The 24,580-nt window shown below is 40.3% G+C and carries 20 protein-coding genes; 9 read left to right on the top strand and 11 right to left on the bottom strand.

Annotation, left to right across the window (positions count from 1 at the left end):
• Nucleotides 1-79: 79 nt before the first annotated feature.
• Nucleotides 80-2,461 (top strand): phenylalanine--tRNA ligase subunit beta, encoded by a 2,382-nt coding sequence (pheT, locus tag AC1M9P_RS10345; RefSeq protein ID WP_481587545.1) that lies wholly within the window; start codon nt 80-82, stop codon nt 2,459-2,461.
• Complete coding sequence (locus tag AC1M9P_RS10340; protein ID WP_035265376.1) at nt 2,458-2,754, top strand: integration host factor subunit alpha; 297 nt, start codon at nt 2,458-2,460, stop codon at nt 2,752-2,754. Before pheT ends, AC1M9P_RS10340 begins: the two co-directional genes overlap by 4 nt.
• A 143-nt stretch (nt 2,755-2,897) precedes the next feature.
• On the opposite strand, the gene AC1M9P_RS10335 is transcribed toward AC1M9P_RS10340, so the two are convergent.
• The 3 genes from AC1M9P_RS10335 to trxA form a co-directional block, all read right to left on the bottom strand.
• On the bottom strand, nt 2,898-3,182 hold the full coding sequence (locus AC1M9P_RS10335) for a hypothetical protein (protein ID WP_035268570.1): 285 nt from the start codon (nt 3,180-3,182) through the stop codon (nt 2,898-2,900).
• Nucleotides 3,183-3,583: 401 nt separating this feature from the next.
• The gene (rho, locus tag AC1M9P_RS10330) at nt 3,584-4,852 is read right to left on the bottom strand and encodes a transcription termination factor Rho (protein WP_035268567.1); all 1,269 of its coding nucleotides are present in this window, start codon (nt 4,850-4,852) and stop codon (nt 3,584-3,586) included.
• A gap of 319 nt (nt 4,853-5,171) precedes the next feature.
• Entirely contained in the window at nt 5,172-5,498 is a 327-nt protein-coding gene (trxA, locus tag AC1M9P_RS10325) for a thioredoxin (protein WP_035268564.1), read from the bottom strand.
• Nucleotides 5,499-5,767: 269 nt separating this feature from the next.
• Between trxA and ppx the strand changes: the two genes are divergently transcribed.
• From ppx to AC1M9P_RS10300, 5 genes are all read left to right on the top strand, one after another.
• The gene (ppx, locus tag AC1M9P_RS10320; protein ID WP_035268561.1) at nt 5,768-7,288 is read left to right on the top strand and encodes an exopolyphosphatase; all 1,521 of its coding nucleotides are present in this window, start codon (nt 5,768-5,770) and stop codon (nt 7,286-7,288) included.
• A 67-nt stretch (nt 7,289-7,355) separates the two neighbouring features.
• On the top strand, nt 7,356-8,180 hold the full coding sequence (locus tag AC1M9P_RS10315; protein WP_481587544.1) for an acetyl-CoA carboxylase carboxyltransferase subunit alpha: 825 nt from the start codon (nt 7,356-7,358) through the stop codon (nt 8,178-8,180).
• Complete coding sequence (gene tilS, locus AC1M9P_RS10310) at nt 8,117-9,469, top strand: tRNA lysidine(34) synthetase TilS (protein ID WP_481587543.1); 1,353 nt, start codon at nt 8,117-8,119, stop codon at nt 9,467-9,469. Before AC1M9P_RS10315 ends, tilS begins: the two co-directional genes overlap by 64 nt.
• A gap of 21 nt (nt 9,470-9,490) precedes the next feature.
• Nucleotides 9,491-10,321 (top strand): pyrroline-5-carboxylate reductase, encoded by an 831-nt coding sequence (gene proC, locus AC1M9P_RS10305; RefSeq protein WP_481587542.1) that lies wholly within the window; start codon nt 9,491-9,493, stop codon nt 10,319-10,321.
• Between the two features lie 23 nt (nt 10,322-10,344).
• Nucleotides 10,345-10,893, top strand: coding sequence for a YggT family protein (locus AC1M9P_RS10300; protein ID WP_092768361.1), 549 nt, complete (start codon nt 10,345-10,347; stop codon nt 10,891-10,893).
• Nucleotides 10,894-10,971: 78 nt separating this feature from the next.
• On the opposite strand, the gene polA is transcribed toward AC1M9P_RS10300, so the two are convergent.
• The gene (gene polA, locus AC1M9P_RS10295) at nt 10,972-13,731 is read right to left on the bottom strand and encodes a DNA polymerase I (protein ID WP_481587541.1); all 2,760 of its coding nucleotides are present in this window, start codon (nt 13,729-13,731) and stop codon (nt 10,972-10,974) included.
• 160 nt (nt 13,732-13,891) lie between these two features.
• Between polA and AC1M9P_RS10290 the strand changes: the two genes are divergently transcribed.
• Entirely contained in the window at nt 13,892-16,585 is a 2,694-nt protein-coding gene (locus tag AC1M9P_RS10290) for a DUF2339 domain-containing protein (protein WP_481587540.1), read from the top strand.
• A gap of 46 nt (nt 16,586-16,631) precedes the next feature.
• On the opposite strand, the gene AC1M9P_RS10285 is transcribed toward AC1M9P_RS10290, so the two are convergent.
• Together AC1M9P_RS10285 and AC1M9P_RS10280 are read right to left on the bottom strand one after the other, a co-directional pair.
• Complete coding sequence (locus AC1M9P_RS10285) at nt 16,632-17,549, bottom strand: mechanosensitive ion channel family protein (RefSeq protein WP_180028502.1); 918 nt, start codon at nt 17,547-17,549, stop codon at nt 16,632-16,634.
• Between the two features lie 9 nt (nt 17,550-17,558).
• Nucleotides 17,559-18,377: a hypothetical protein gene (locus tag AC1M9P_RS10280; protein WP_092768367.1), complete on the bottom strand. Its 819-nt coding sequence runs from the start codon at nt 18,375-18,377 to the stop codon at nt 17,559-17,561.
• Nucleotides 18,378-18,476: 99 nt separating this feature from the next.
• On the opposite strand from AC1M9P_RS10280, the gene gspE reads away from it, so the two are divergent.
• A complete protein-coding gene (gspE, locus tag AC1M9P_RS10275) occupies nt 18,477-19,964 on the top strand; it encodes a type II secretion system ATPase GspE (RefSeq protein ID WP_035268540.1) in 1,488 nt (495 codons plus the stop codon).
• Nucleotides 19,965-20,192: 228 nt separating this feature from the next.
• On the opposite strand, the gene AC1M9P_RS10270 is transcribed toward gspE, so the two are convergent.
• From AC1M9P_RS10270 to AC1M9P_RS10250, 5 genes are all read right to left on the bottom strand, one after another.
• On the bottom strand, nt 20,193-20,618 hold the full coding sequence (locus tag AC1M9P_RS10270) for an organic hydroperoxide resistance protein (protein ID WP_179998598.1): 426 nt from the start codon (nt 20,616-20,618) through the stop codon (nt 20,193-20,195).
• Nucleotides 20,619-20,727: 109 nt separating this feature from the next.
• Entirely contained in the window at nt 20,728-21,555 is an 828-nt protein-coding gene (locus tag AC1M9P_RS10265; protein ID WP_481587539.1) for a carbon-nitrogen hydrolase family protein, read from the bottom strand.
• 38 nt (nt 21,556-21,593) lie between these two features.
• Nucleotides 21,594-22,100: an anti-anti-sigma factor GigB gene (gene gigB, locus AC1M9P_RS10260; RefSeq protein ID WP_035268529.1), complete on the bottom strand. Its 507-nt coding sequence runs from the start codon at nt 22,098-22,100 to the stop codon at nt 21,594-21,596.
• A gap of 112 nt (nt 22,101-22,212) precedes the next feature.
• Nucleotides 22,213-23,181, bottom strand: coding sequence for an RsbU family protein phosphatase GigA (gigA, locus tag AC1M9P_RS10255; protein WP_481587626.1), 969 nt, complete (start codon nt 23,179-23,181; stop codon nt 22,213-22,215).
• A 117-nt stretch (nt 23,182-23,298) separates the two neighbouring features.
• Nucleotides 23,299-24,273: an MlaA family lipoprotein gene (locus AC1M9P_RS10250; protein WP_481587538.1), complete on the bottom strand. Its 975-nt coding sequence runs from the start codon at nt 24,271-24,273 to the stop codon at nt 23,299-23,301.
• Between the last annotated feature and the right edge of the window lie 307 nt (nt 24,274-24,580).

Below are 24,580 nucleotides of genomic sequence, written 5' to 3'. Positions count from 1 at the left end.
GAATTATTTGGGGTTCTCTCCCTTAGCAAAGGGGGTTAGAGGGAGGATTCTAGAGATTTGAATTACAGGTTTTATATCAATGAAAATTAGCGAAAATTGGCTACGCACATGGGTTAACCCAGCCATCGATAGCGATACTTTATCTGACCAACTGACCATGCTTGGCCTTGAGGTAGATGATTTATCTCCTGCTGCAAAACCATTTACAGGTGTGGTTGTAGGTGAAGTACTTACGGTAGAACAGCACCCAGATGCAGATCGTTTACGTGTAACGACTGTCAACATTGGTTCTGGTGAACCATTACAAATCGTCTGTGGCGCGCCAAATGTACGTGCAGGTATGAAAGCACCTGTAGCGACCATTGGTGCAGTATTACCGGGTGATTTTAAAATCAAAAAAGGTAAGCTTCGTGGTGTTGAATCACAAGGTATGCTGTGCGGTGCATCTGAAATTGATTTAGAAGATAAAATCGATGGTCTACTTGAGCTTCCTGCGGACGCGCCAGTCGGTGTAAACGTACGTGAATATCTAGACCTTGATGACAACGTGATTGATATTAGTATCACACCAAATCGTGGTGACTGTTTCAGTATTCGTGGGATTGCACGTGAAATTGGTGTGATTAACCAACTTCCTGTGACTGCGCCTGAAATTAAAGAAGTGGCTGAAACGATTGCTGATGAAAAGAAGGTCGTTGTATCTACTGAAGGTTGCCCACGTTACTTAGGTCGTGTGATCAAAAATGTCAACACCAAAGCGCCAACTCCTGAATGGATGGAGCGTGCACTGGCTCGTTCTGGTATCCGTCAGCACAGTATCTTGGTTGATATTACCAACTATGTATTGATGGAGTTGGGTCAACCGCTTCACGCATTTGATGGTGGTAAAGTTCAAGGTGCGGTACACGTTCGTCAAGCAACTGCAGGTGAAAAACTTGTTCTATTGAATGAGCAAGAAGTTGAAATGCAAGACAACGTGATGGTGATTGCAGACGACCAAAAAGCATTAGCAATTGCGGGCATCATGGGTGGTTTGTCTTCATCGGTGACAGACGCAACGACTGAAATCTTCCTTGAATCAGCATTCTTTGCACCACTTCATATTGCGGGTCGTGCGCGTAGCTTCGGTTTACATACAGATGCGTCTCAGCGTTATGAGCGTGGAGTGGATTTCGAACTTCCAATGATCGCAATGCACCGTGCATCTCAGTTGATTTCTGAGCTTGCAGGTGGTGAATTTGGTCCAATTACTGTAGCAGAAAATCCAACAGTATTGCCAACACGCGAAGCAATCGAGCTTGAGCAGGCGCAAGTTGATCAACTTCTTGGTTATAAAGTTGACTCTGACTTTATTACTGATGCGTTAACACGTCTAGGTTGTCAGGTAACAATTAAAGCACAAGGTCAATGGTCTGTCGTACCGCCATCACATCGTTATGATATGGCAATCTACCAAGACTTAATTGAAGAGGTTGCGCGTATTCATGGTTATGACAACATTCAAATCAGCTTGCCTGTGATTGATGTGAAACTTGCAAAATACCAAGATCAATTTGAAGTTGCACAATTACGTCAAACTTTGGTTGCACTTGGTTACCAAGAGGCAATCAGCTTTAGTTTTGCTGATTTAAAACTTGAAAAACAGTTAAATCCAAGTGTAAATCCTTTGGCATTGGCAAATCCAATTTCAAGTGATTTGGCTGTAATGCGTTCGACTTTACTTTCAAGCTTAATTCCTTGTGTCCAATACAATGTTAATCGTCAACAAAGTCGCGTACGCTTCTTTGAGCTTGGCTTACGTTTTGATTATCAAGAAGCAACCAGTATTCATGATCTTAAGCAAATACCTACACTTGCGATTGTGGCAACAGGTGCGAAGAATCAGGAATCTTGGCATGCTAAACCTCAGCCAATGGATTTCTTCGATTTTAAAGGTGAAATTGAGGCTGTATTGGCAGCTGGGCGAGTTCAAGTAGAATATGTACGTTCAGAGCGTTCATGGTTACATCCAGGTCAATCTGCTGAAATTTTAGTGGACGGAAAATCGATTGGTTATATTGGTCGTTTACATCCATCGCTTGAAGATGAGCTTGATCTCGCAACGACATGGGTAGCAGAACTCGATCAATCGTCTGTTTTGCAAACTTATGTATCTAATTTTACAGAATTATCACGATTTCCTTCAGTGAGACGTGATATTGCAGTTTTAATTAGTGATAAGATTAATGTTAGTGAAATTCAGCAACTTATCGAAAAAACTGGAGGAGAGTTACTTGATTCTTCTTGGTTATTCGATGTGTATACGGGTCAAGGTGTAGAAGAGGGTAAACGTTCATTGGCGTTTGCACTTTTATGGCAGCATCCGAGTCGCACGCTTGAGGATGCTGAAATTAAATCTGGTATGGATAATATTTTACAAGTGTTAGAAAACACTTACCAAGCGACATTGAGGGCCTCATGACAGCATTAACAAAAGCAGAAATGGCTGATCATTTGAGTGAGCTGACGAGTTTAAATCGTCGTGAAGCTAAACAAATGGTTGAGTTGTTTTTTGATGAAATTAGCCAGGCATTAATTGCAGGTGAACATGTCAAATTATCGGGTTTTGGTAATTTCGAACTGCGTGACAAGCGTCAGCGTCCAGGGCGTAATCCAAAAACAGGTGAGGAGATTCCTATTTCTGCTCGCCGTGTAGTGACCTTCCGTGCTGGTCAAAAGTTTAGACAGCGTGTAGGGACAGAGCAAGTCGATTAATCGCTTGATCAAATAACATTTAAAAAAACCTGAGCTCCGCTCAGGTTTTTTTATGCTCTTAACTTTATGCGAATTCATAGAATTCAGCGCATAAAAAAAGAGAACCTTTGGTTCTCTTTTTTTCGAATAATCTAAAGTTTAGATTATTGAGCAGCAGAAGCAGCAGCAGTAGCGTCAGCAGCAGCGTCAGTAGCTTCAGCAGCAGCGTCAGTAGCTTCAGCAGCAGCAGCGTCAGCTTGAGCAGCAACTTCAGAAGAAGCTTCAACAGCAGCAGCGTCAGCAGCTACAACAGCTTCAGAAGCAGCTTCTACAGCTTCAGATGCAGCAGCGTTTGCGTCAGCAGCAGCTTCTTCAGTTTTTTTAGCACAACCAACGAAAGCTAAAGTAGTAGCAACGGCAGCAGCAATAGCAATTTTTTTGAATAACATGGCATCACTCTCATTAAAATAAATTGAGACAAAAAACCCGGTTAGTCTGTTGTGTGCTTTTATTATTCCTAACGTTAGTAAGGTTAATAACGCATGGAGCAGCCTAACTGGTATGCCGACATGCTATCACTGAGTATTTTGAATTACTACTAGGCGAAATGAAAAAATGCTTAAAAAATGAGAAATTTGACCCTATTTTTAACAGAAAATTACAATCATTTTTGCATTTTGAATTGGATAAATACTAAGTAAATACTTAAAAAATAAAGGGAATTAAAATACAAGATGATAAAAATCACATACTTGCAAGAAAAGTTACATTCAAAAGTCGGTATTGTGTATTTATGTAAATGGTGTCAACCTAAATAAAAGGCCATCAATAAATGATGGCCTTTTGCGTATTAGTTGGCAGCTTTGCGTTTCATTTGATCGAAGAAATCATCATTAGTCTTGGTTTCCTTCATGCGATCAAGTAAGAATTCCATCGCAGCAAGTTCGTCCATAGGATGGAGAAGCTTACGTAAAATCCAAACCTTACGTAGTTTATCTTCATCCATGAGGCGTTCTTCACGACGTGTACCAGATTTCTTGATATTCATCGCAGGGAATACACGTTTCTCAGCAATACGGCGATCAAGCGTAATCTCTTGGTTACCTGTACCTTTGAATTCTTCGTAGATGACTTCATCCATTTTACTGCCAGTTTCAATTAAAGCAGTAGAAATGATCGTAAGTGAACCACCTTCTTCGATATTACGTGCAGCACCGAAGAAACGTTTTGGACGTTCTAAAGCGTGGGCATCAACACCACCAGTTAAAACTTTACCTGATGATGGAATAACCGTGTTATATGCACGTGCTAAACGTGTAATTGAGTCAAGCAAAATAACAACGTCTTTTTTGTGTTCTACCAAACGTTTAGCTTTTTCAATCACCATTTCAGCGACTTGAACGTGACGTGCAGGTGATTCGTCAAATGTTGAAGCAACAACTTCACCACGAACGGTACGTTCCATTTCTGTTACTTCTTCTGGACGCTCATCAATGAGAAGAACGATTAGGAAGCATTCAGGATTATTACGAACAATAGATTGAGCAATGTTTTGGATCAACATTGTCTTACCAGCTTTGGGTGGTGCAACAATAATTGAACGTTGACCTTTACCAATTGGAGCAACTAAATCGACAACACGCGCAGTTAAATCTTCAGTCGAACCATTTCCTAACTCCATCACTAATTGTTCAGTTGGGAATAAAGGCGTTAAGTTTTCGAAAAGAATCTTATTGCGAGAGTTTTCTGGCGTGTCGTAGTTAATTTGATTCACTTTTAAAAGTGCAAAATAACGTTCGCCTTCTTTTGGTGGGCGAATCGTACCTGTAATCGTATCCCCAGTGCGCAAATTGAAGCGGCGAATTTGAGAAGGGCTGACATAAATGTCATCTGGACCCGCAAGGTAAGACCCTGCTGCAGAACGTAAAAAACCGAAACCATCAGACAGAATTTCAAGAACACCATCGCCGAAAATTTCTTCACCATTCATAGCATGGCGTTTCAAAATGGCAAAAATAATGTCTTGCTTACGGTTACGTGCCATTCCTTCAAGGCCCATGAACTCAGCAATTTTGATGAGTTCGCCTATCGGTTTTTTCTTGAGTTCAGTTAAGTTCATAAATGGTCGATTGAATTAAAAGGAAGTGTGGAACACAGATAGAATAGAAGCAAAAGACATCCGCAGTGCAAGAAAAGAGCAGCAATTGATTTGCACAATAACAAACTCAGAATCTAGTAAGTTCTTTCGAGGAGAAATGTGTAAACAATTTCTTTAGCCGAGCGGCGATCTTATGTTTTGTGTATTGTAAGAAACGAGGAGAAATTGTCCAAGTGTTTCTTGATCATGCAATATAAGTGAGATATGGCTCTTTGTCAATTTTACCGTCAAAAAAAGCGCCAAAAATTTGACGCTTTCAAAGCCATTAAAATTGAAAGAATTAGATATTTTCTTCAATAAAAGCTGCAAGTTTTGATTTAGGAGCTGCACCAACTTGTTGAGCAACAACTTCACCATTTTTGAACATCAATAAAGCTGGGATATTACGAATATTGTAATTTACAGCAGTTTGTTCGCATGAAGTTACGTCAACTTTTACGATTTTAACTTTACCTTCGTATTCAGTTGCTAAAACTTCAAGTACAGGAGCAATAGCTTTACATGGCGCACACCAGCCTGCCCAAAAATCAACAAGAACTGGCGTGTCAGAATTTAAAACGTCAGCTTCAAAATTAGCATCAGTTGTATTAACGATATTAGCAGACATGGAATTTGCTCCGAATAATTTTTTGAAAACGGTCTATCTATGTATATAAGTATTACATAGACCACTTTAACAAAGTAGGGGATAGGGTTTATTTTCGGACTAAATTCTGTAAATGTCTAATTGATGCTCACGATTTCCATGATCGGTGTAACACAATTGTCATATATGATGATTTTTTAAATAGTCGTTAAATTGACTAAATAAATGGCTTTTAAATTACAGTTATGTGAATTAATCTAGGCACAATTCTGGTTGAACTTAGCGCAACAATGTCTGATTTTTTGATTGATGAAGAACTCCTTGCAGCCATTGATATGGGCTCAAACAGCTTCCACTTGGCGATTGCTCGAGTTGATCATGGTGAGGTAAAAAAAGTCGCATCGATGTCTGAAAAGGTCCAATTGGCCGCAGGTTTAGATGAAAATAAAAATTTGACAGAAGCTGCTCAACAACGTGGTTTAGCATGCTTGGCTCGATTTGTAGGGCGCCTAAGTTCAGTCCAATCGAATCGTTTAAGAATTGTGGCCACCAATGCTTTGCGCCAAGCTAAAAATGGGCATGAATTCATTCAAAAAGCAGCTGAAATTCTGCCTAAACCTATTGAAATTATTGCTGGTCGTGAAGAAGCACGCTTAATTTATTTAGGTGTATCACATACTATGGCGAACAGCGGTCGCCGTTTGGTCATTGATATTGGTGGTGGCTCGACCGAGTTAATCATTGGTGAAGAGTTTGAGCCAATTCATACTGAATCCGTGCAAATGGGATGCGTTGCATTTACGAAGGCCTATTTTGCAGACGGCGATATTAATCCAAAAGCTTTCGATCGTGCGGTGACTGCCGCACGCAAAGAAATCTCGGGTATCGCGACTACTTACCGTGCGGCAGGATGGGATACTGTTGTTGGTTCAAGTGGAACCATTAAAGCTTGTCGTCAAATTGCGGTAAATATGGGTTGGAGCGATGATCAGGAAAACTTGACGCGAGAAGGCTTGGAAAAACTTAAAGATAAGTTACTCAAATACAAGCATATTTCAGACATGGAATTCGAGGGTCTTAAGGAAGATCGTCGTGCAGTCCTACCTGCGGGTATTGCGATTTTATACGCTGTATTTGAAGTTCTTCAAGTTGATAAGCTGGTCTATTCAGATGGCGCCTTACGAGAAGGTGTAATGTACGATTTACTCGGGCGTTTCCAGCATGAAGATATTCGAGATCGTAGCGTACAAGCCTTGATGGGGCGTTATGGTGCTGATCAAAAACAAGCAGAGCGTGTTGTTGAAACGGCTCAACAATTATTTGATAGCGTGGCAGGAACGCTTGGTCTAAATAATGACGATAGTGATTTGCTACGTCGAGCAGCTTATCTTCATGAAATAGGTTTAGCGATTAGTCATAGTGGTTATCATCGTCACGGCGCATATTTGCTTCAGCATTCTGACATTGCTGGTTTTTCACAAATTGATCAAAATCATTTGTCACATTTGGTCGCTCATCATCGCCGTAAATTGCGTGCTGAAGCAAAAAATGATGTGACGAAAGTCGGTGGAATTAAACTTGTCTATCTATGTTTGCTCCTTCGTCTCGCAATTTTGCTGAATCACAGCCGAAGCGATGAGATGCTTCCTGCCATTGAATTAAAGATATTAGATGAGCAACAATGGCAACTGAAAGTTTCTGGTGATGCAAAACAATGGCCTTTGTTGGTTGCAGAGCTGCATGATGAGCAGGTGCAATTTAAACATTGGGATATCGTTTTGAATATTCAGTCGGAACAATTTATTGGCTAACAGAAGCTGATAAGCGAATTTTATTAGTTAACTACGTCATAGTTAATTTAGGGATATTCATCGACTTATGAAAAATAAAGCTGCTCAATCTAAAGCATGGAAAACGGTTCAAATTGCGCGTCATCCAGATCGCCCACAATTTTTAGATTATGTGAGCGAAATTTTTACAGAATTTGATGCACTTCATGGTGACCGTTTATATGGTGATGATGGTGCAATGGTTGGCGGTTTAGCACGTTTTAATGGTCAGGCTGTGATGGTGGTTGGTCAACATCGTGGTCGTAGTACACGTGAAAAGTTACAGCATAATTTTGGGATGAGTAATCCAGAAGGCTATCGCAAGTCTCAGCGTTTACTTGATATGGCTGAACGATTTAATCTTCCAGTTTTCACATTTATTGACACCATGGGTGCATACCCTGGTGTAGGTGCTGAAGAGCGTGGACAAGCAGAAGCAATTGCTACGAGTCTAGCTCAACTCTCAAGTTTAAAAGTACCTGTCATCGCGACTGTTCTAGGCGAGGGTGGTTCTGGCGGCGCATTAGGCATTGGCGTTGCAGATCGTGTGATTATGCTTTCTCACAGTATTTACTCTGTGATTTCACCTGAAGGTTGTGCCTCAATTCTTTGGAAAACTGCTGAAAAAGCTGAGCAAGCGAGTGAAGCACTTGCACTCACTGCAGATAAACTGAAAGAACTTGGTATTGTTGAGTATGTTGTAGATGAAGGTGAGGGTGCTCATCTTCAGCCAGACCTAGTCATGGATAAATTAAAACATGTGTTACAAGCTGCACTTGATGAGCTTGTTCCAATGGATGCAAATGCAAGATGCGAAGCACGTTACCAACGTTTAATGAAGTTTGGCAGCGACAATTCAGGTCTAGCTTCTTAAAACAAATTGCCAAATTTGGTGATGAACACACGTTCTTAGTGGGATGCAGTGGCGGCATGGATTCCATGCTGTTGCTGTATGTCATGTCTCAATTAATTCCCCAAAAAATCCGTGCGATTAATATTAACCACCAGTTGCAATCTGCAAATCAGGAATGGGCTGAATTCGTCCATCAATTTTGTATGGCAGCGCACATCCCTGTGGTTCTCGAGACAGTTCAAGTTGCTGAAGGGAATTTGGAACAGCAAGCTCGAGCAGCACGTTATCAAGCTTTTAAACATCATTTATCCGACACAGATATTTTAGTACTGGCACATCATCAGCAGGATCAAGCTGAGACCGTATTATTACGTTTGTTCTCTGGTGCTGGAATACAGGGGTTGTCCGCGATGAAATTATTAGATTCACGTGAAGACATCATTATTTGGCGACCATTATTGAATCTAAGTCGTGAGCAGATTTGCCAATGGGTAGAGCAACTCGAATTGCCCTACGTGGATGACCCGACCAATTTTGATACGCATTATGATCGAGCTTGGTGTCGTCATGAGCTTTGGAATATTTTGCAAAGCCGATTCCCTAAAATGCAACAGGCGATTGTGAGAACCAGTGTGCTGATGCAAGATGCGAATGAAATTTTGCAAGAGGTTTTACAACAGGATTTGGCATTCTGTGGCGATGATGATCATCTAGATTTACGACAACTCAATCAATTAAGTTTAGCAAGAAGAAGACAACTTTTATCCAATTGGATGAAAGGACAAGACCAATACCGTCCTGCATTTGAGATGGTAGAGCGGTTGACTGAAGAAGTTATTTTGGCGAAACCTGATGCACAAGCAGCATTGCATTGGAATGGACAATATTATGTTCGTTTCCAAAATATCTTATATCGAGTTCCTAAGGATGAATACTTAGCAGCATCAAATACAACTGATTCAGAAATAAAATTTGAAATCCAGCATGTTGTAAATTTAGCTTCGGGTCAATTTAAGATCTGCCAACATCAGGAAGAGTATGGTCTGCGTATAGAACTTTTAAATCAGCCTTTGACATTGCATTATCGTCAAGGTGGGGAAAAAGTCCATTTGCATGGACGTGTGGGGAAATGGCCATTAAAAAAAGCAATTCAAGAGGCACAAATTTTTCCATGGAAGCGTCATACTATTCAAATTTTAAGCTTAGATAATGTTATGCTTGGTGTTTTCACGCCAAAAGGGTTTTGGCTGGCTGAATCAGAGTATTGTGAAGTCGGTGGTTGGCAGCCAAAGTTAGTTTCATCGCTATAAAATCAAGGTTGAGAGTCGTTCATGAGTGTTGCGTTAAACTGTAATATTTGTTTCATTGGTGGTGGTAATATGGCTCAAGCCCTAATTGGAGGGTTGATTAGTCGTGGTTTACCAACAACGCGTATTACAGTTTCCGATCCTGTAGAACGTGTGAGAGAGTTATTAAAAGAAAAAGAAATTCAAGTTACAGACAATAATGAAGACGCGATCCAAAATGCTGATGTTGTTGTTCTGGCGGTGAAACCACAAGTACTGGCACAAGTCCTTAAACCGTTAAAAGGTAAATTTGAGAATAAGTTAATTGTTTCGATTGTAGCAGGGGCTGAAATTGCAACGATTGCTGCATTAACGGGGACGGAGTTTATCGTTCGTGTCATGCCTAATACACCTGCATTGGTTCAAACAGGTGCCCATGGTTTATATGCTCATTACGTTGTTGACCAAGCAAAGCGTGAATTGGCAAGTCAGATTTTAGCTGCAACAGGCTTAACACTTTGGGTAAACTCAGAAGAGCAAATTGATGCAGTAACTGCGGTATCGGGGTCAGGTCCAGCGTACTTTTTCTATATGATGGAAAGTATGATTCGTGCTGGGAAAAATTTAGGCTTGGATGAGAAAACTGCAACAGCATTAACGCTACAAACAGCTCTCGGTGCTGCACAAATGGCGATCACCAGTTCTAATACGCCATCTGAACTGCGTAGAAATGTGACATCACCAAATGGTACAACTCAAGCGGCCTTGGAAGTTTTTGATCGAGCGCAAATTTCACAGAATATTCAAGCTGCTCTTGCGGCTGCAAAAAAACGCAGTCAGGAGCTCGCTCAGGAATTAAGTGATAGTTCTAAATAACTAAATTTTAGGAAAATTGAAGTATGGGTGCGAACTCTGCGCTATTTTTTGACATTATCATTAATGTTGCGATTTTATTGGTATTTTTCCGTTTTTTAATGCAATTGGCTGCAGTCAGTCCATATAACCCTGTTGTGCTATCGACAGTGAAAGCAACAAAAATTGTAGATGTGTTTGGACGAATCTTGCCAACTGTGGCACAGGGGCGTGTAAATCTAGCAGCTTTAGTGCTGATCGTGTTGTTGTATTTTCTTAAGGTATTTGGTTATAAATATTTAAATGCCTTACCAACAGGCGATGCATTGTATTTTATTGGTTCAACAGTACTTTCAATGTTGCAGGCATTAATTTCAATTCTTAAATATTTACTGTTCGCTTACATCATATGTAGTTGGATTTTGATGTTTTCACAAACACGTTCACCCTATATTGAAGTGATTCAAGAATTAGCTGAACCGATGTTGGCACCATTCCGTAAAGTAATGCCAAATTTAGGGATGATTGATCTTTCTCCAATCCTTGCGTTCTTTACACTTTATATTGCTGAAATCATGTTGAAATCAATTGGTTAAATCTAAATTGTGGATTTAAACAATTTCATAAAAAAGGACTCATTTGAGTCCTTTTTTACAATCTAAGAATCTTAGAAATTAGTGCGCTTCGCCCCAGTTTTTCCCTTTGCCGACTTCAACAACAAGTGGCACAGAGAGTTGAACAACACCTTGCATTGCATCTGCGATTTTAATAGCGATCTCGTCAGCGATCGCTTCATCTACCTCAAACACTAATTCATCGTGAACTTGCAATAATAATTTGGCCTGATCTTTAGGTAGAATTTTATCTACTTCGATCATTGCCATTTTGATAATCTCCGCAGCAGAACCTTGAAGAGGCGCATTAATTGCAGCGCGTTCAGCTGCCTTTCGAATCATCATATTGCGTGCATCGATATCTGGGGTGTATAAGCGTCGTCCTGTAATGGTTTCAACAAAGCCTTGTTCTAATGCGACTTGTCGTGTGCGTTGCATATATTCATAAATGCCAGGATAGCGATGGAAATATTGTTTAATGTAATTTTGAGATTCTTCGCGTGTGAATCCCAACTGACGTGTTAAACCAAACTCAGACATGCCATAAAGTAATCCAAAGTTGACTGCCTTGGCTTGGCGACGTTGATCATTGGTTACATCATCCAAAGCAATATTTAATACTTCTGCAGCAGTACGGCGATGAACATCTTGGCCGTGATTAAACGCGTCAACTAAAGCCTCATCTTGTGAAAAATGTGCCATAAGACGTAGTTCAATTTGTGAGTAATCGGCAGCAAGTAAAACCCGACCTTCAGGTGCAACAAAAGCTTTTCGGATTTGACGACCGATCTCTTCACGAATTGGAATATTCTGAAGATTAGGATCAGTAGAAGATAATCGTCCAGTTGCGGTTAAAGCTTGATGGTAGCTGGTATGAACACGATGACTTTCGTTATTGGCTTGTTTGATTAAACCGTCAGTATAGGTACTTTTTAATTTAGACAAGCCACGATATTCTAAAATAAGTGCAGCGATCGGGTGATCAATTTTCTCAAGAATGCTTTCGCTGGTACTGTATTGACCTGTTGAAGTTTTCTTACCACCTTTTAAACCTAACTTATCAAAAAGAATATCACCCACCTGCTTAGGTGAGCTGACATTAAAAGGTTGACCCGCGATTTCGATAATCTGATTTTCTAACTCTAGAATTGTATTAGAAAATTCTTGACCCAATTGATCGAGGAAACTCAAATCGAGCTGAATTCCATTTTCTTCCATCGTCGTCAGAACTGCAGCTGTCGGCATTTCGATTTGATGAAGAATATTGAGAAGCTCTGGGATTTCTTTAAGCTTACGCTCCAATACCTCATACAAACGATAGGTTACATGGGCATCTTCAGCGGCATAATGCGCTGCTGTTTCGATTTCAATTTGATTAAAGGTTTTTTGTTTAGCACCTTTGCCCGCCACTTGTTCGTAAGTGGTGGTTAAGTGGCTAAGATAAACGCGCGCAACGTCATCCATACCATGGCGCGTCGTCACAGCATTGAGCACGTACGAGGCAAGCATGGTGTCAAAGTACCAGCCTTGTAAATGAATTCCATGATTTTCGAGAATATGAGCATCATATTTTAAATGATGACCAATTTTCTCAATCTCAGCGTTTTCTAAAATTGGTTTGATTTGCGCAAGAATAGCGTCGCGATCCAATTGCTCTGGAGCACCTTCATAATCGTGAGCAAGCGGAACGTAATATGCATCTTGGGCATCAAATGCCACAGAGAAGCCTACCATCTCTGCAACACGATAATCTAAACTTGTGGTTTCAGTATCGAAAGCAAAGCGTTTCTCAGTAGTCAATCTTTGAAAGAGTTTTTCCCAATCCGCTGGTGTTAAAACGGTATGGTAAGTTGCCTCGCCAAGCTGATCATCTACACTAGTCTGAACCGCTTGGTCTTCGATTTTCGACGTTGCAGTACTCGGTTTTGCGACAACTTGACTCAATTGTTTATACGCAGCACTATTTGGATTGTTGGGATGATCTAAAGACTGCAGTTGATTTCTAAACTCAAGTTCGGTGTAAAGCTGACGTAACTCTGCAACATTTGGATCTCGGAGTTTAAGATCATCATAGGTCAGATTCATGTCTAAGTCACAAACAATACTTGCTAGCTGATGATCTAGCGCAATACCATCTGCATTGTCTTTAATATTTTGGCCTACTTTGCCTTTAATTTTATCTACATTTTCAAGAATGCCGCCAATTGAACCATATTCATTCAGCAGTTTAGCCGCAGTCTTTGCCCCTATACCAGGAACGCCCATGATGCCGTCAGAGGCATCTCCCATGAGGGTTAAATAATCAATAATTTGGTTCGGCCAAACACCAAACTTTTCAAAAACGCCATTCACATCCATGGGCTTGTCTTTAAAACTGTCTTCAAGTGTCACTTTGTCCGTGACCAATTGAGCCATGTCTTTATCGCCTGTGGAAATCAAGACTTGATAGCCTTCTTTTTCTGCACGTTTTGCCAGCGTACCGATGATATCATCGGCTTCCGCGCCTGGAATGGCATGGAGTGGGATACCTAAAGCGCGTATTAAATTATGTAAATATGGAATTTGTTGAGCGAGTTCGTCAGGCATGCTCGGTCGATCCCCTTTATATATTGGGGAAAGTTGATGACGGAAAGTTGGTTCAGGTGTGTCAAAAATGACAGCCATGTGTGTAGGTTGAACACGACGCATTAATTTTTGGATAGCAGAAATAGCTCCGCGAATTGCGTTGGTTTGTAAACCTGTTGACGTCGTTAGCGGTGGTAGTGCGTGATAAGCACGAAATAAAAAATATGACCCATCGACCAAGACAAATGGTGGCATTGAAACGTTCCTAATCCAATTAACTTTTTTATTGTACGTGATTTTCAGCAGTTGCGCTGATACAAGATTTGCAATCAAGTGTACAGAATATGCGATGAAAAACGCAAAATGCTAATTCTTGCTGAGGTATCATCAATCTAGCTAAAAAGGAATGATGTGTATGCTGAAGCAACATAGTGAAATAAAAATGATTTGGTTGATGCTACTCATCATAGTAGCGATCAGTGCTTGGGTTCTAGCGTTGCCGATCATTACGTTTTTATGTGTTGCTGCATTCATCATAAGTGTTATGCAATATGCCCATCATGTTGAAAAACCGCTTACCAACATTGAGCAACAGACTCATTATTCGAAGCAGAATACATCACGATTGCCCTTATATATTTCATCATTTTTTGCACTAATTGGTAGTTTGTTCGATTGGACATGGTTGGTTGGATTAGGTTTAACATTCTGGATTTATTTTTTTCTAAACTGGTTGCGACAACTTGAGGGTCGATTAATTCAAATCGGTGCTTTGCAGGAAAAGCTAATAAAACTAGATCGAGACGATCAGACGAGTACCCCAAGTATTTTACAAGGTTTAGAGGGAATCCAGATAAATCAGCAGAATGATTTGGGTTGTTGGGCGCAAATCAGACGATGGATCTTTCATGGGAATCCTGTACTGAAAGTTGCGATTACCGTCCTAGTGATTGGGGTCGTCTTATTATTGAGATATATGGTTGAGCATTGGACCCTAAGTCTTTCAATCAAACTTTTGGCTGTCGCTGTCATCGCCGTCCTATGTGTTGCCTTTGGTTATCATATACAGAAAAAAAACCGCGGCTTTGGTCTTGCTTTACAAGGACTGGGTTTTGCGGGATTGTTATTAAGTATTCTATTTGCTTATCACTATGATCTGTTAAATCTCATTAATACGATTACGCTTTACAGCTTGAGCATGCTGTCGTTGGTCATGCTGATTTTAAAACAGCGGTCAGTGGAGCTTTCCCTGATGGGAGTTTTGGTTGCTTATATTGCATCGTTCACATTACCTCATGCAGATTTTTCCTCAGCTCAATTACTGTCTTATTATCTAGCGGTCAATTGTGTTGTAGGTGTAATTTGTACATTACATCCATGGAAAATACTCACTCAAATAGCGTTGCTGCTCATTATTGTTATCGGTGGTGGTTATGCCTTTTTGAATGGCGGTGTTGCAGAGAGATTCATTTTATCCTGTCTAGTTATTGCACATGCGAGTGTATTTATTTGGTCGGGTTTTAGATTTAACCAGCTCGCTACACATCAAAATCAAGCTCATTTAGGTCAGCGTATTATTGACTCCGCATTGATTTATGTCAGTCCCTTGGTCGCATATGCATTTTTACATCTCATGTATTTAGATCAAACATCGGTTCAAATTGCCTTGTGTTTGGGTTTTGCATTGACTCACTTTGCGATTTTTAAAGTTGTGCAGCACGCGAAATTTGATACGGCGATTAAACAAAATTATTTAATGTTAGGTTTTATTTTTCTAAGTTTTATCCCGCCGATCTTGATTCCACAAGCATGGAGTGTGATCGGGTGGATCATTGAAGGACTGCTTATTTTAATGTGGGGCTTGCATCGTGAGTTTAGGGTAGGGCGAACATTAGGTTATACGTTGTTAGCAGTTGGATTATTTTCGTATTTATACTATTTGATCGAGTTAGCATCAATTCCAAATATCATCCCATGGTTACTAGGTCTAAGTTATATCCTTACGATTGCGGTCTCCAATGTTGTTATGCGTTATCAAAAACAGCTGACACTGTCAGATAAAATTTTCCTGTCTATTTTTTCTTTTTTTGCGAGTCTTTTACTGCTTTATCAAGGTGTGGAAAGTTTTAGTGAACCGATGAGATTAATCTACACACTTGCATTCACAACTGCGATTTATTTTGCTGCTAATTTAGTCTTACAACCGCGCCAAGTAGTCTCATGGTCATGGTTATTACCAAAATGGTTGGGGCTGATTCCTATTGTATTGTTCGCAGCTATTATGCTGATCGATCAATACACTCAAGGAGTCATCATCTGGCAGTCATTTGGTGAGCAAGGCTTGTTTGTCTTGGCTTGTTTGGGCCTGAGCTATCTGTGGTTAAAACCAATTTCAAATGCTCAGTATGAAAATGAATGGATCGCCTTTGGTGGACTCACTTCTTTAGCTTGTGCGAGTGTGGGTGTAGTTTCAATATCACCTATGATGGGAGCTGTGCTTTTACCGTTGATACTTTATGGCTATAGTGCTTCTAAAACAACAGATCTGAATAAGCTTTGGTTAACAAAGACTAGCCTCATTTTATTATTGTGCTGGATTGTCAGCTCACAAATTTGGGTGGTAGAACCCTTTTGGAAATATTTTATCCCAATCTTAAATCCTATAGATGTCGTCAGTCTGGCTGGTTTGTGGGTGCTTATTCAAGTGCTTCGCAGTCAAATCAGAATGGGGCTAGAGCGAACACTTGGCGCATTCTTGATCTTACTCGCTGTGCTATGGGTAAGTAGTTATGTACTTCTTAGAGCCTTACATTTTTATTTTGCTACACCTTATAACCAGTGGATCATTTGGCAAGATTCAGCAGTGCAATTGGCGTTGACATTATTGTGGGTGGTCATGGCATTCATTGTGATGAAATATGCCGCTGTCATCCATAATCGAGTGGTATGGATGTTTGGTGCAAGTATTTTGGCGATCGTGACTTTTAAGTTGGTGTTGTTAGATTTATCCCATATCGGCACTCTAAGTCGAGTTTTATCATTTTTAGGTGCAGGAGGATTAATGTTGATTATTGCGTACATCGCCCGAGCGCCAGAGCAAAACGAGTAGAAGAAACTAATGCTTGATCCTGAGATCAAGCATTAACCTTAATTCATTATAATTTAGGCTCTCTTTTGATTTCCTTATCATTGGCGTATTGGTCTATTTCCTCATCTGTCAACGAGGGTTGTGGAGGGCGATCAACAAAACCCATTTTAGGTACAGGAATTTCAATATGGTGATCAACAAAACCATTTCGAATCCGCTCTTGCATTTCATCACGTACTTTCAAAAAGTTTTCCTGTTGGCACCAAATGGCGAATAACAATTCGATTGAAGATTCACGGAATGCGGTTACCGTCACAGCAGGTTTAGGATCTGCTAACACTAAAGGATAGCTGTTCGCCACCTTTAATAAAACTTCTCGTACTTTAATGATGTCTTCATGAAAGTTGATTGCAAGTGTAATGGGAATGCGCCGTATCGGGAATTTAGAGAGGTTATGTACGGGAGCACGAATTAATTGCTCATTAGGTAAACGGACATAGACATTATCTTGAGTCAGTAATTTCACAGACAGTAAATCAATGGAGATCACTTCGCCTTCGATGGTATGTCCACGAATTAACGTAATTTGAATGGTGTCACCAATTTCAAAAGAACCTTCACCAATCAAGAATAAACCGCTAATCAAGTTCGTCGCAGAGGTTTGGGAGGCAAAACCCAGCGCTACGGTCAAGATACCAGCAGCACCTAGAAATACACTTAATTTAAAACCTGCTTCTTTTAAACTCGCCATCACAAAGATGAGGAAAATAAAATAAAAAATACCGCGCCGCCATACCAAACGCTGATGAGCATTAAATTTGGCACCGATCGTTCTCACAAAAGTATTGGAAACGACTCGAGCAAAAAGGAATCCAATAAAGCAAAGCACAATCGCAATAATAATTTCAGTTAGGCGATCCGTATTGATATTGGTAAATATACTTTTGAGGCTATCAGCAATGGTGCCGGTAAGACTATCTGCCATATGCCCCCCTTAGAAGAATGAATCAAACATGTTAAATAAAGTACTACCTGGGGCACGTGCTGGATTGACATAAATTACATCACCTGCCAATGGTGGGGTGCGATTTTCAATACGAATACGTGCTGGTCGATCCATCCCTTCGTGAATGACTTTAATTTGTGACGTCCATAATCTCTCGGTACTTTCACTATAAAACAAAGGTAGAGCAGGAACAGGTACATTCATTCGATCGAAACGGAGTTGATGTCCACTGACATTGTGAAAGTCAATTGGAGTGACTGCACGAAATGCACGTGGACGAAGTTGTTTGAGTTCTGTTCGACCATCAACTGAAGTGGCGTAACACATTTCACCACTGCGTTGATCAGGACCGAACCATGTATCTTTAGGCATAATGACCGGTATATCGAATAATGGGGTTTTTTGACTTTCGACATAACCTGAAAGCCACAGAGGGGTACTAATATAAAGCGTGCCACGTTGACCAGCTGGAATGTAAATTGGGTCTACAGGACGGATCACGACAGATCGATCTGCAAGACGTGGTATCAATTGAATTTTAGGGTGAGTTTCCCTGAACATGTAACGTTCAACATGTACTGGACGAGGAAATGAAAAATGGGGGTCATCCATTTCCTGCCACTTTTGTTCGTAGTCGTATTGAATTTGAGGACGGTAGTACTCCATGCGCCATTCTTGTAAGCCACGAGTGAGTCGAAAGAGCAATGAACCAAATTGCCAAGCACGCACTTGATTGAGTTCAAAATGCTGCTCACCCCACCATCTTAAAGTCGAAGGGTTTTGCTCAAGTTTCTGATCTAGAGACAATAGGGAATATCCTTAAATAAATTCATTAAAAAACTGTCTTCACGCTGTCAAATGCTTAGAGTACACTCGAGGTAATTTTAATCATGATTATCATCCCTTATGCAAGTACTTAAACAAATACAAATACCGTATAGTTTTGCAAAAAAGCATGGCGTTTTGTTGCGTTATGAAGGGGATCAAGTTTTTATTGTCCGTCGTCAAGATACTGCTTTGGTTGCTTTGCAAGAAGCACGCCGTTACGTGGGGCGTACGGCCCAATATCAATTGGCGACTGAACAAGATTTTAGTCAGTTACTCAGTTCAAGCTATGCTGGTGAGACAGGCGAGTCTCAGCAAGTGGCTGCTGGTTTAGAAGATCATCCTGACCTCTTAAGTTTAGCTGATCAAGTACCTGAAGCAGAAGATCTGATGGATCAGGAAGATGATGCTCCGATTGTTAGATTGATTAACGCATTATTGTCCGAAGCCATTCGAGTGAGTGCATCAGATATACATATTGAAGCTTTTGAAAAAAAGTTATCAGTTCGTTTACGTGTTGATGGGCAACTTCGAGAAATCGTGCAACCACGTCGTGAACTTGCCCCATTGTTGGTTTCACGTATTAAAGTAATGGCAAAACTTGATATTGCTGAAAAGCGAATACCTCAGGATGGTCGTATCTCTTTACGACTGGCAGGTCGTGAGGTGGATGTCCGTGTTTCGACTTTACCCTCTTCACATGGTGAGCGCGTAGTAATGCGTCTTTTAGACAAGCAAGCAGGTCGTTTAAATATGACCCATTTGGGTCTGATGAAAGATGATTACGAGCGATTAACCCAATTAGTGCATCGTCCTCACGGTATCATTCTCGTGACTGGACCGACAGGTTCTGGTAAAACGACGACACTTTATGCTGCACTCTCGGATTTAAATGACGGATCTAAGAATATTTTGACCGCGGAAGATCCAATTGAATATCAACTTGAAGGTATTGGACAAACCCAGGTTAACACTAAAGTGGATATGACATTTGCGCGTGCATTGAAAGCGATGCTTCGTCAAGATCCAGATGTGGTAATGGTGGGGGAGATCCGAGATTTAGAAACTGCAGAAATTGCTGTGCAAGCATCTTTGACGGGTCATTTGGTATTGTCGACTTTGCATACCAATACTGCGATTGGTGCAGTGACGCGTTTAAAAGACATGGGGATTGAGCCATTCCTTCTATCGAGTTCTTTAATTGGTGTGATTGCGCAACGATTGGTTCGTACTTTGTGTTCGCATTGTCATAGTTGGCGTGCCGCGGATGATTTTGAAAAAGAAATTTTTAAGAATGTCCATGATGGTACTGCACTCAATCTGCCTCAACCAGAGGGATGTGAACATTGTGCGCATACAGGTTTTAGTGGTCGTACCGCCATTTATGAAATCGTCCCTGTTGATGATGGAATGCGCCGTCTGATTCATGGGAATGCTGCAGAGTTTGAAGTTGAAAACTATGCTCGTCAGCAGTCAGGTTCGATACGTGATGATGGGTTAAGAAAGGTGCTTGAAGGTAAGAGCACATTAGAGGAAGTACTTCGAGTAACAAACGAAGCGGCGGAGTGATTCAGAGATTATTTGATAATTCTCGATAAAACGAAGAAGCGCTGATTTGAAATTAAGCCCGAAAGCTGAGGATTCAATAAAAGAGCCCAATCGGAGATGAAAGGGCTTTTTTTATATGGTTAAACAACTGATTTTAAATGGGTTCTAACATGAATTTAACCTACAACGCTAAAAAAGCTGAGATGCCATATGCATATCAGCGTGATTTTTAGGATTGAAACAACTGGATCAAACAATCACATTCAAGGTCACATCAATATTGCCACGTGTTGCATTTGAATATGGACAAACGATATGAGCAGCATCTACTAGCTTTTGAGCTTGCTCTTTATCCAAGCCTTCCAGATGAATATTTAAAGTGGCTGCTATTCCAAAACCAGTTGGAATAGGACCAATACTCACTTCACCTTCAATATAAGCATCTGGTGTGATTTTCAATTTATCGCGGTTGGCAACAAATTTCATCGCACCTAAGAAACATGCAGAATAACCAGCAGCAAATAATTGCTCTGGATTTGTTCCACCACCGGGACCACCCATTTCTTTTGGTACAGCGAGCTGAACATCTAAAATTTGATCTGATGATGTAGCACGACCATCACGCCCACCAGTAGCTTTTGCATGTGCGGTATAAACAACTTTTTCTAATGACATGATTCCTTCCAGATAGAGTATAGGTGAATATCTATACTCTCTGATTTAAAAGGAATGATAAGCGGTAATTTTGTAAAGCTTAGTATTCAATTTTTTATGTGTGAGCAGGTCAAAGCTGAATAAGTTTACGATGCTGAATTAATGGCATCGATTCTCTAATTTTTTTCTGTTCATCGATGTCAAACGGAACTGTAATCATTTGAGCACCTTCTTCAGAGATGATATCTAACAATTGACCACGAGAATTCGCAGCACCAGAGTGACCCCAGGTTTGTCTTTTTTCACCGTGCCACCCTTGTTGAGCTGAGCCTAAAACTTGGCATTGACTATCCATGGCACGAGCTTGTAAAAGTAATTGCCAGTGCATTTGACCTGTCGTGTAAGTAAAAGCAGAAGGTGCTGTTAAAATATTTGCGCCTTGTGCGCGCAGCTTTAAAGCAAGTTCAGGAAAACGAAGGTCATAGCAGACCATTAAACCAATATTGCCAAATGGAGTTTTAGCAATGACGGTTTGATCACCTGGTTCAAAAAACTTAGATTCTTGATATCCACCTACCGCATCACCGACTTGAACATCGAATAAATGAATCTTGTCATAACGTGCTTCTGTCTTTTCAGGGCTAATACAAAGACTGGTTGTTCTGACACGACCATCTGGCACAATGGTGCCGTCTGGGCGAAAAGGACAGGGGAGTGTCCCAGCAACAATCCACATTTGATATTGATGAGCAAGTTGTTCTAAACGAGATTGTATTTCTTCAAATCGTTCAGCAGTCTCACGCTGTTTGCCTGCCGCAAAACAAACGAAATTCTCCGGGAAAACGATCAAGGAGGCCCCTTGATTCTTACTTTTTGCTAACAATGATTCAATGACTTGAAAGTTATTTTCAATATCATTTTGGGAGTTCATTTGGGTGACAGAAAGTAAGGTTGTCATGAGGTTCTCCTTAAGCGCTCAGTATGCTTAAGAGAATATCAGATGCTGTGATCGATGGTATCTTGTTGTTGTTCTAATTGTTTAACCAAAGGCTCGAACATATTTTGGTTATCAGCATTTAATTTCATTAATGTACGATGAGCATCTAATACAGTTGAAAGCATTGCATTATGTGTGATGTGTTCGTCCAATAAAGCGCGCGTGCACACATTCGGATCTCCGCAATAGTTTAAAATTACGAAAACCTGACCAAGACCCATACTGTTCGCAAGTGTAGTGATATCTGGGTTAGTAGATAACATAACAGCTTGAACTTGATGCACTTGTTTGAGCTTTAATCCTAGTTTTGCGAGGATTCCAAGCACAGTACTGTCTATGAATGTAGTTTGGGTTAAATCAACAATTGCGCCTACGACGTTTTGTTGTTGTTCAATCCGAGATAATAATTTATCAAGGCTTATACAAGATTGAGCGCGCACTTCTCCAATGAGTTTGAAAATGTGCGTACCATCCAAGCTTGCATATTCAACATGACCTGTTGACATATAAATGCCATTTGCAGAAAGGATGCTAAAATTATCACATAGCGCAAGTCGATACTCAAGTAGTCTTCAGTCGTAGATCGATTTCTAAACAGCTACACTACTGATTATTAACTTAATTTAGACGCTGGAAGCTGAGTATCGCAATATCATCTGCAACATGTTCAGGAACTTCGAATGATTGATTTTGCAAGTGATAGACCAATTGTGTAAATTGTTCATTCAATCCACCATCAAAAGGTTCAAGTGCACCATCTGAGCAAATAATAAAACGAGCTCCACGATTCAAAGTACATTCAAACTCTTCAATTTCGAGATCTTCAGTAAGACCTAAGGGAAAGCTGCTGGTGTTGAGGATGCGAGCATCCTGATTAGGTTCAAAGATAATTGCTGGAGGGTAATGCCCTGCGCTTGACCACTTAAGCTGGTGGGTCTCTAGATTCAATGTGCCTGCAATCATTGTAATATGCTTTTCGATGTTCTCTTGTAAAAGCATGCCATTAAGTTTTTTGAGGAGTTCTCGTGGGGTTTTCGATCTACCGTGAAATGCAGCCATCCAAGAGGTAAGAAGTGAGCTTGTTACACCATGTCCAGAAACATCCGCGAGATAAAATAAGATTTCACGATCACTGAGTTTCCAATAATCATACCAATCACCAGATAAGTAAGCTGACGGTTGAAATAAAGTCTCGACTTTATAATTAAGTAGGTCGATTGGGTTGGGTAATAGTTTTTTTTGTAATTCGGCTGCGGAGGGCAGGTCGCGGCTGTCCTGATTACGTTTGTATTTTGCTTCAATTTTAGCAATCGATTTTGCGAGGTCTTTTGGAAGACGATCCCAAATCCAGCCAGCGAGTGCACCAAGTTCCCATGCTTGCGAGAGTTGAAGTCCCTCATCTGCATGACCTATTACGATCGTAGGGAGGGTCCATTTATATTGTAGAAAATCATTAACATCACTAATGGCAATGATGGTTGAATCGTAAAGATGAAGATCATCTATATGAATCATTTGTAAACTCGGCAGAGCCTCTAGAAAGCTATCTAGAAGATGGATATCACGAGTGGGTTGAATGAAATACATAGATGAAAGAATCAATCCTAAATGCTTTATTTATAAAACTATCTTAGACGAACTTATATCGAACGCCAAGTTAAAGTCTAAAAACAAAAGATTTAGACTTTAACTTACATATGGCTTTTATTCGGATTCCATAGATTCATCCATGAAGGATTCATCATCTGAAAAATCATCTTCAATAAATAGTCCAGAACCCGTTTCTAGACCGCGTTTTTCAGCAATAACATAGTTTTTTCGTTGTAAGTAGGCATCACGCATTGCTGCATACTTGTCACCTTGCAAGACTTGTTCAATCTCTAAAAGTTGAGCACGTGTATCTAATGCGCTAAGTGCCCAGTCACTATAATAGATGCGATCATGACCATCGAGTAAATATTTTTGAGGGCGTGCCTGACTATCTACTACGCGACCAACAGTATCACGGAGGGTGCTTGGTCCCATAAAAGGAAGAACGAGGTAAGGACCAGAAGGGACACCGTAATAGCCTAGAGTAGTTCCAAAATCCTCATCTTCCATTGGGAGAGATAAGCGTCGTGCAGGATCAGCGAAACCAAGCGTTGTAATTGTATTTAATGTAAAACGACCAAACGTTTGTGCGGCACGTTTAAAGCGACCTTGAGCAACCTGATTTACAACATTCCATGGCTCACCCAAATTGTCTCGGAAGCCACGTACTGAATCTCTAACTTGTTCTGGAACTTTATCAGCGTACTGCACGGCTATAGGGCGCAAGACATTTTGATCGACAACATCATTAAATGCGTAGATTTGTCTATTTAAAGGTTGAAGTGGATCTTTTTCATTTTCAGGTAATGCTGCTGTTGCATTGACTTTGAAATTATCAATTTTTAAATTTTTTAAATCTTTGATAGATCCATTGGTGTTAACTGAATTTTCTAAAGCTGGTTGTGAAGCCTTAGCAATATCGTTGTTTAAAGGCTGGTTATTATCGTTTGAGGTAGACAACTTATCAGATGTTGATAATGCAGTATCGTCAGCAATTTTATTGCCTGCAATCTCAGGTTGTTTGGCGTAAGCGGGTGCAGCTAAACCAATACTTAACATACTGACCCAAAGAAGTTGAGAGTACTGCATAAAAACATCCTAGAATAAAAGCTGAATATTAGTCTTATTAAATAAATAGTAAGTACGAACAGAATAACGCCATTATAGCGAGAGTTGAAAGCAGTTTACTAAAGTATATTTGCACAAAAAATGTGAATTAACCGTGAAAAAAGAGTGATTTTGTAGAAAATATAATCACTTGTTAAGAAAATATAATTAAATTTTAAAAAAGAGGTTGCATTGGGAGAGGAATGCTGTAGAATGCACATCCATCGGCGGTGATGTTGATTAAAACTTGTTGAAAAACAAAGGTTTAGCTGAATAGGTTGGATCTAGG

The sequence above is a fragment of the Acinetobacter sp. 25-47-122 genome (assembly GCF_056779695.1).
This window is presented reverse-complemented; position numbering and strand designations above follow the sequence as displayed.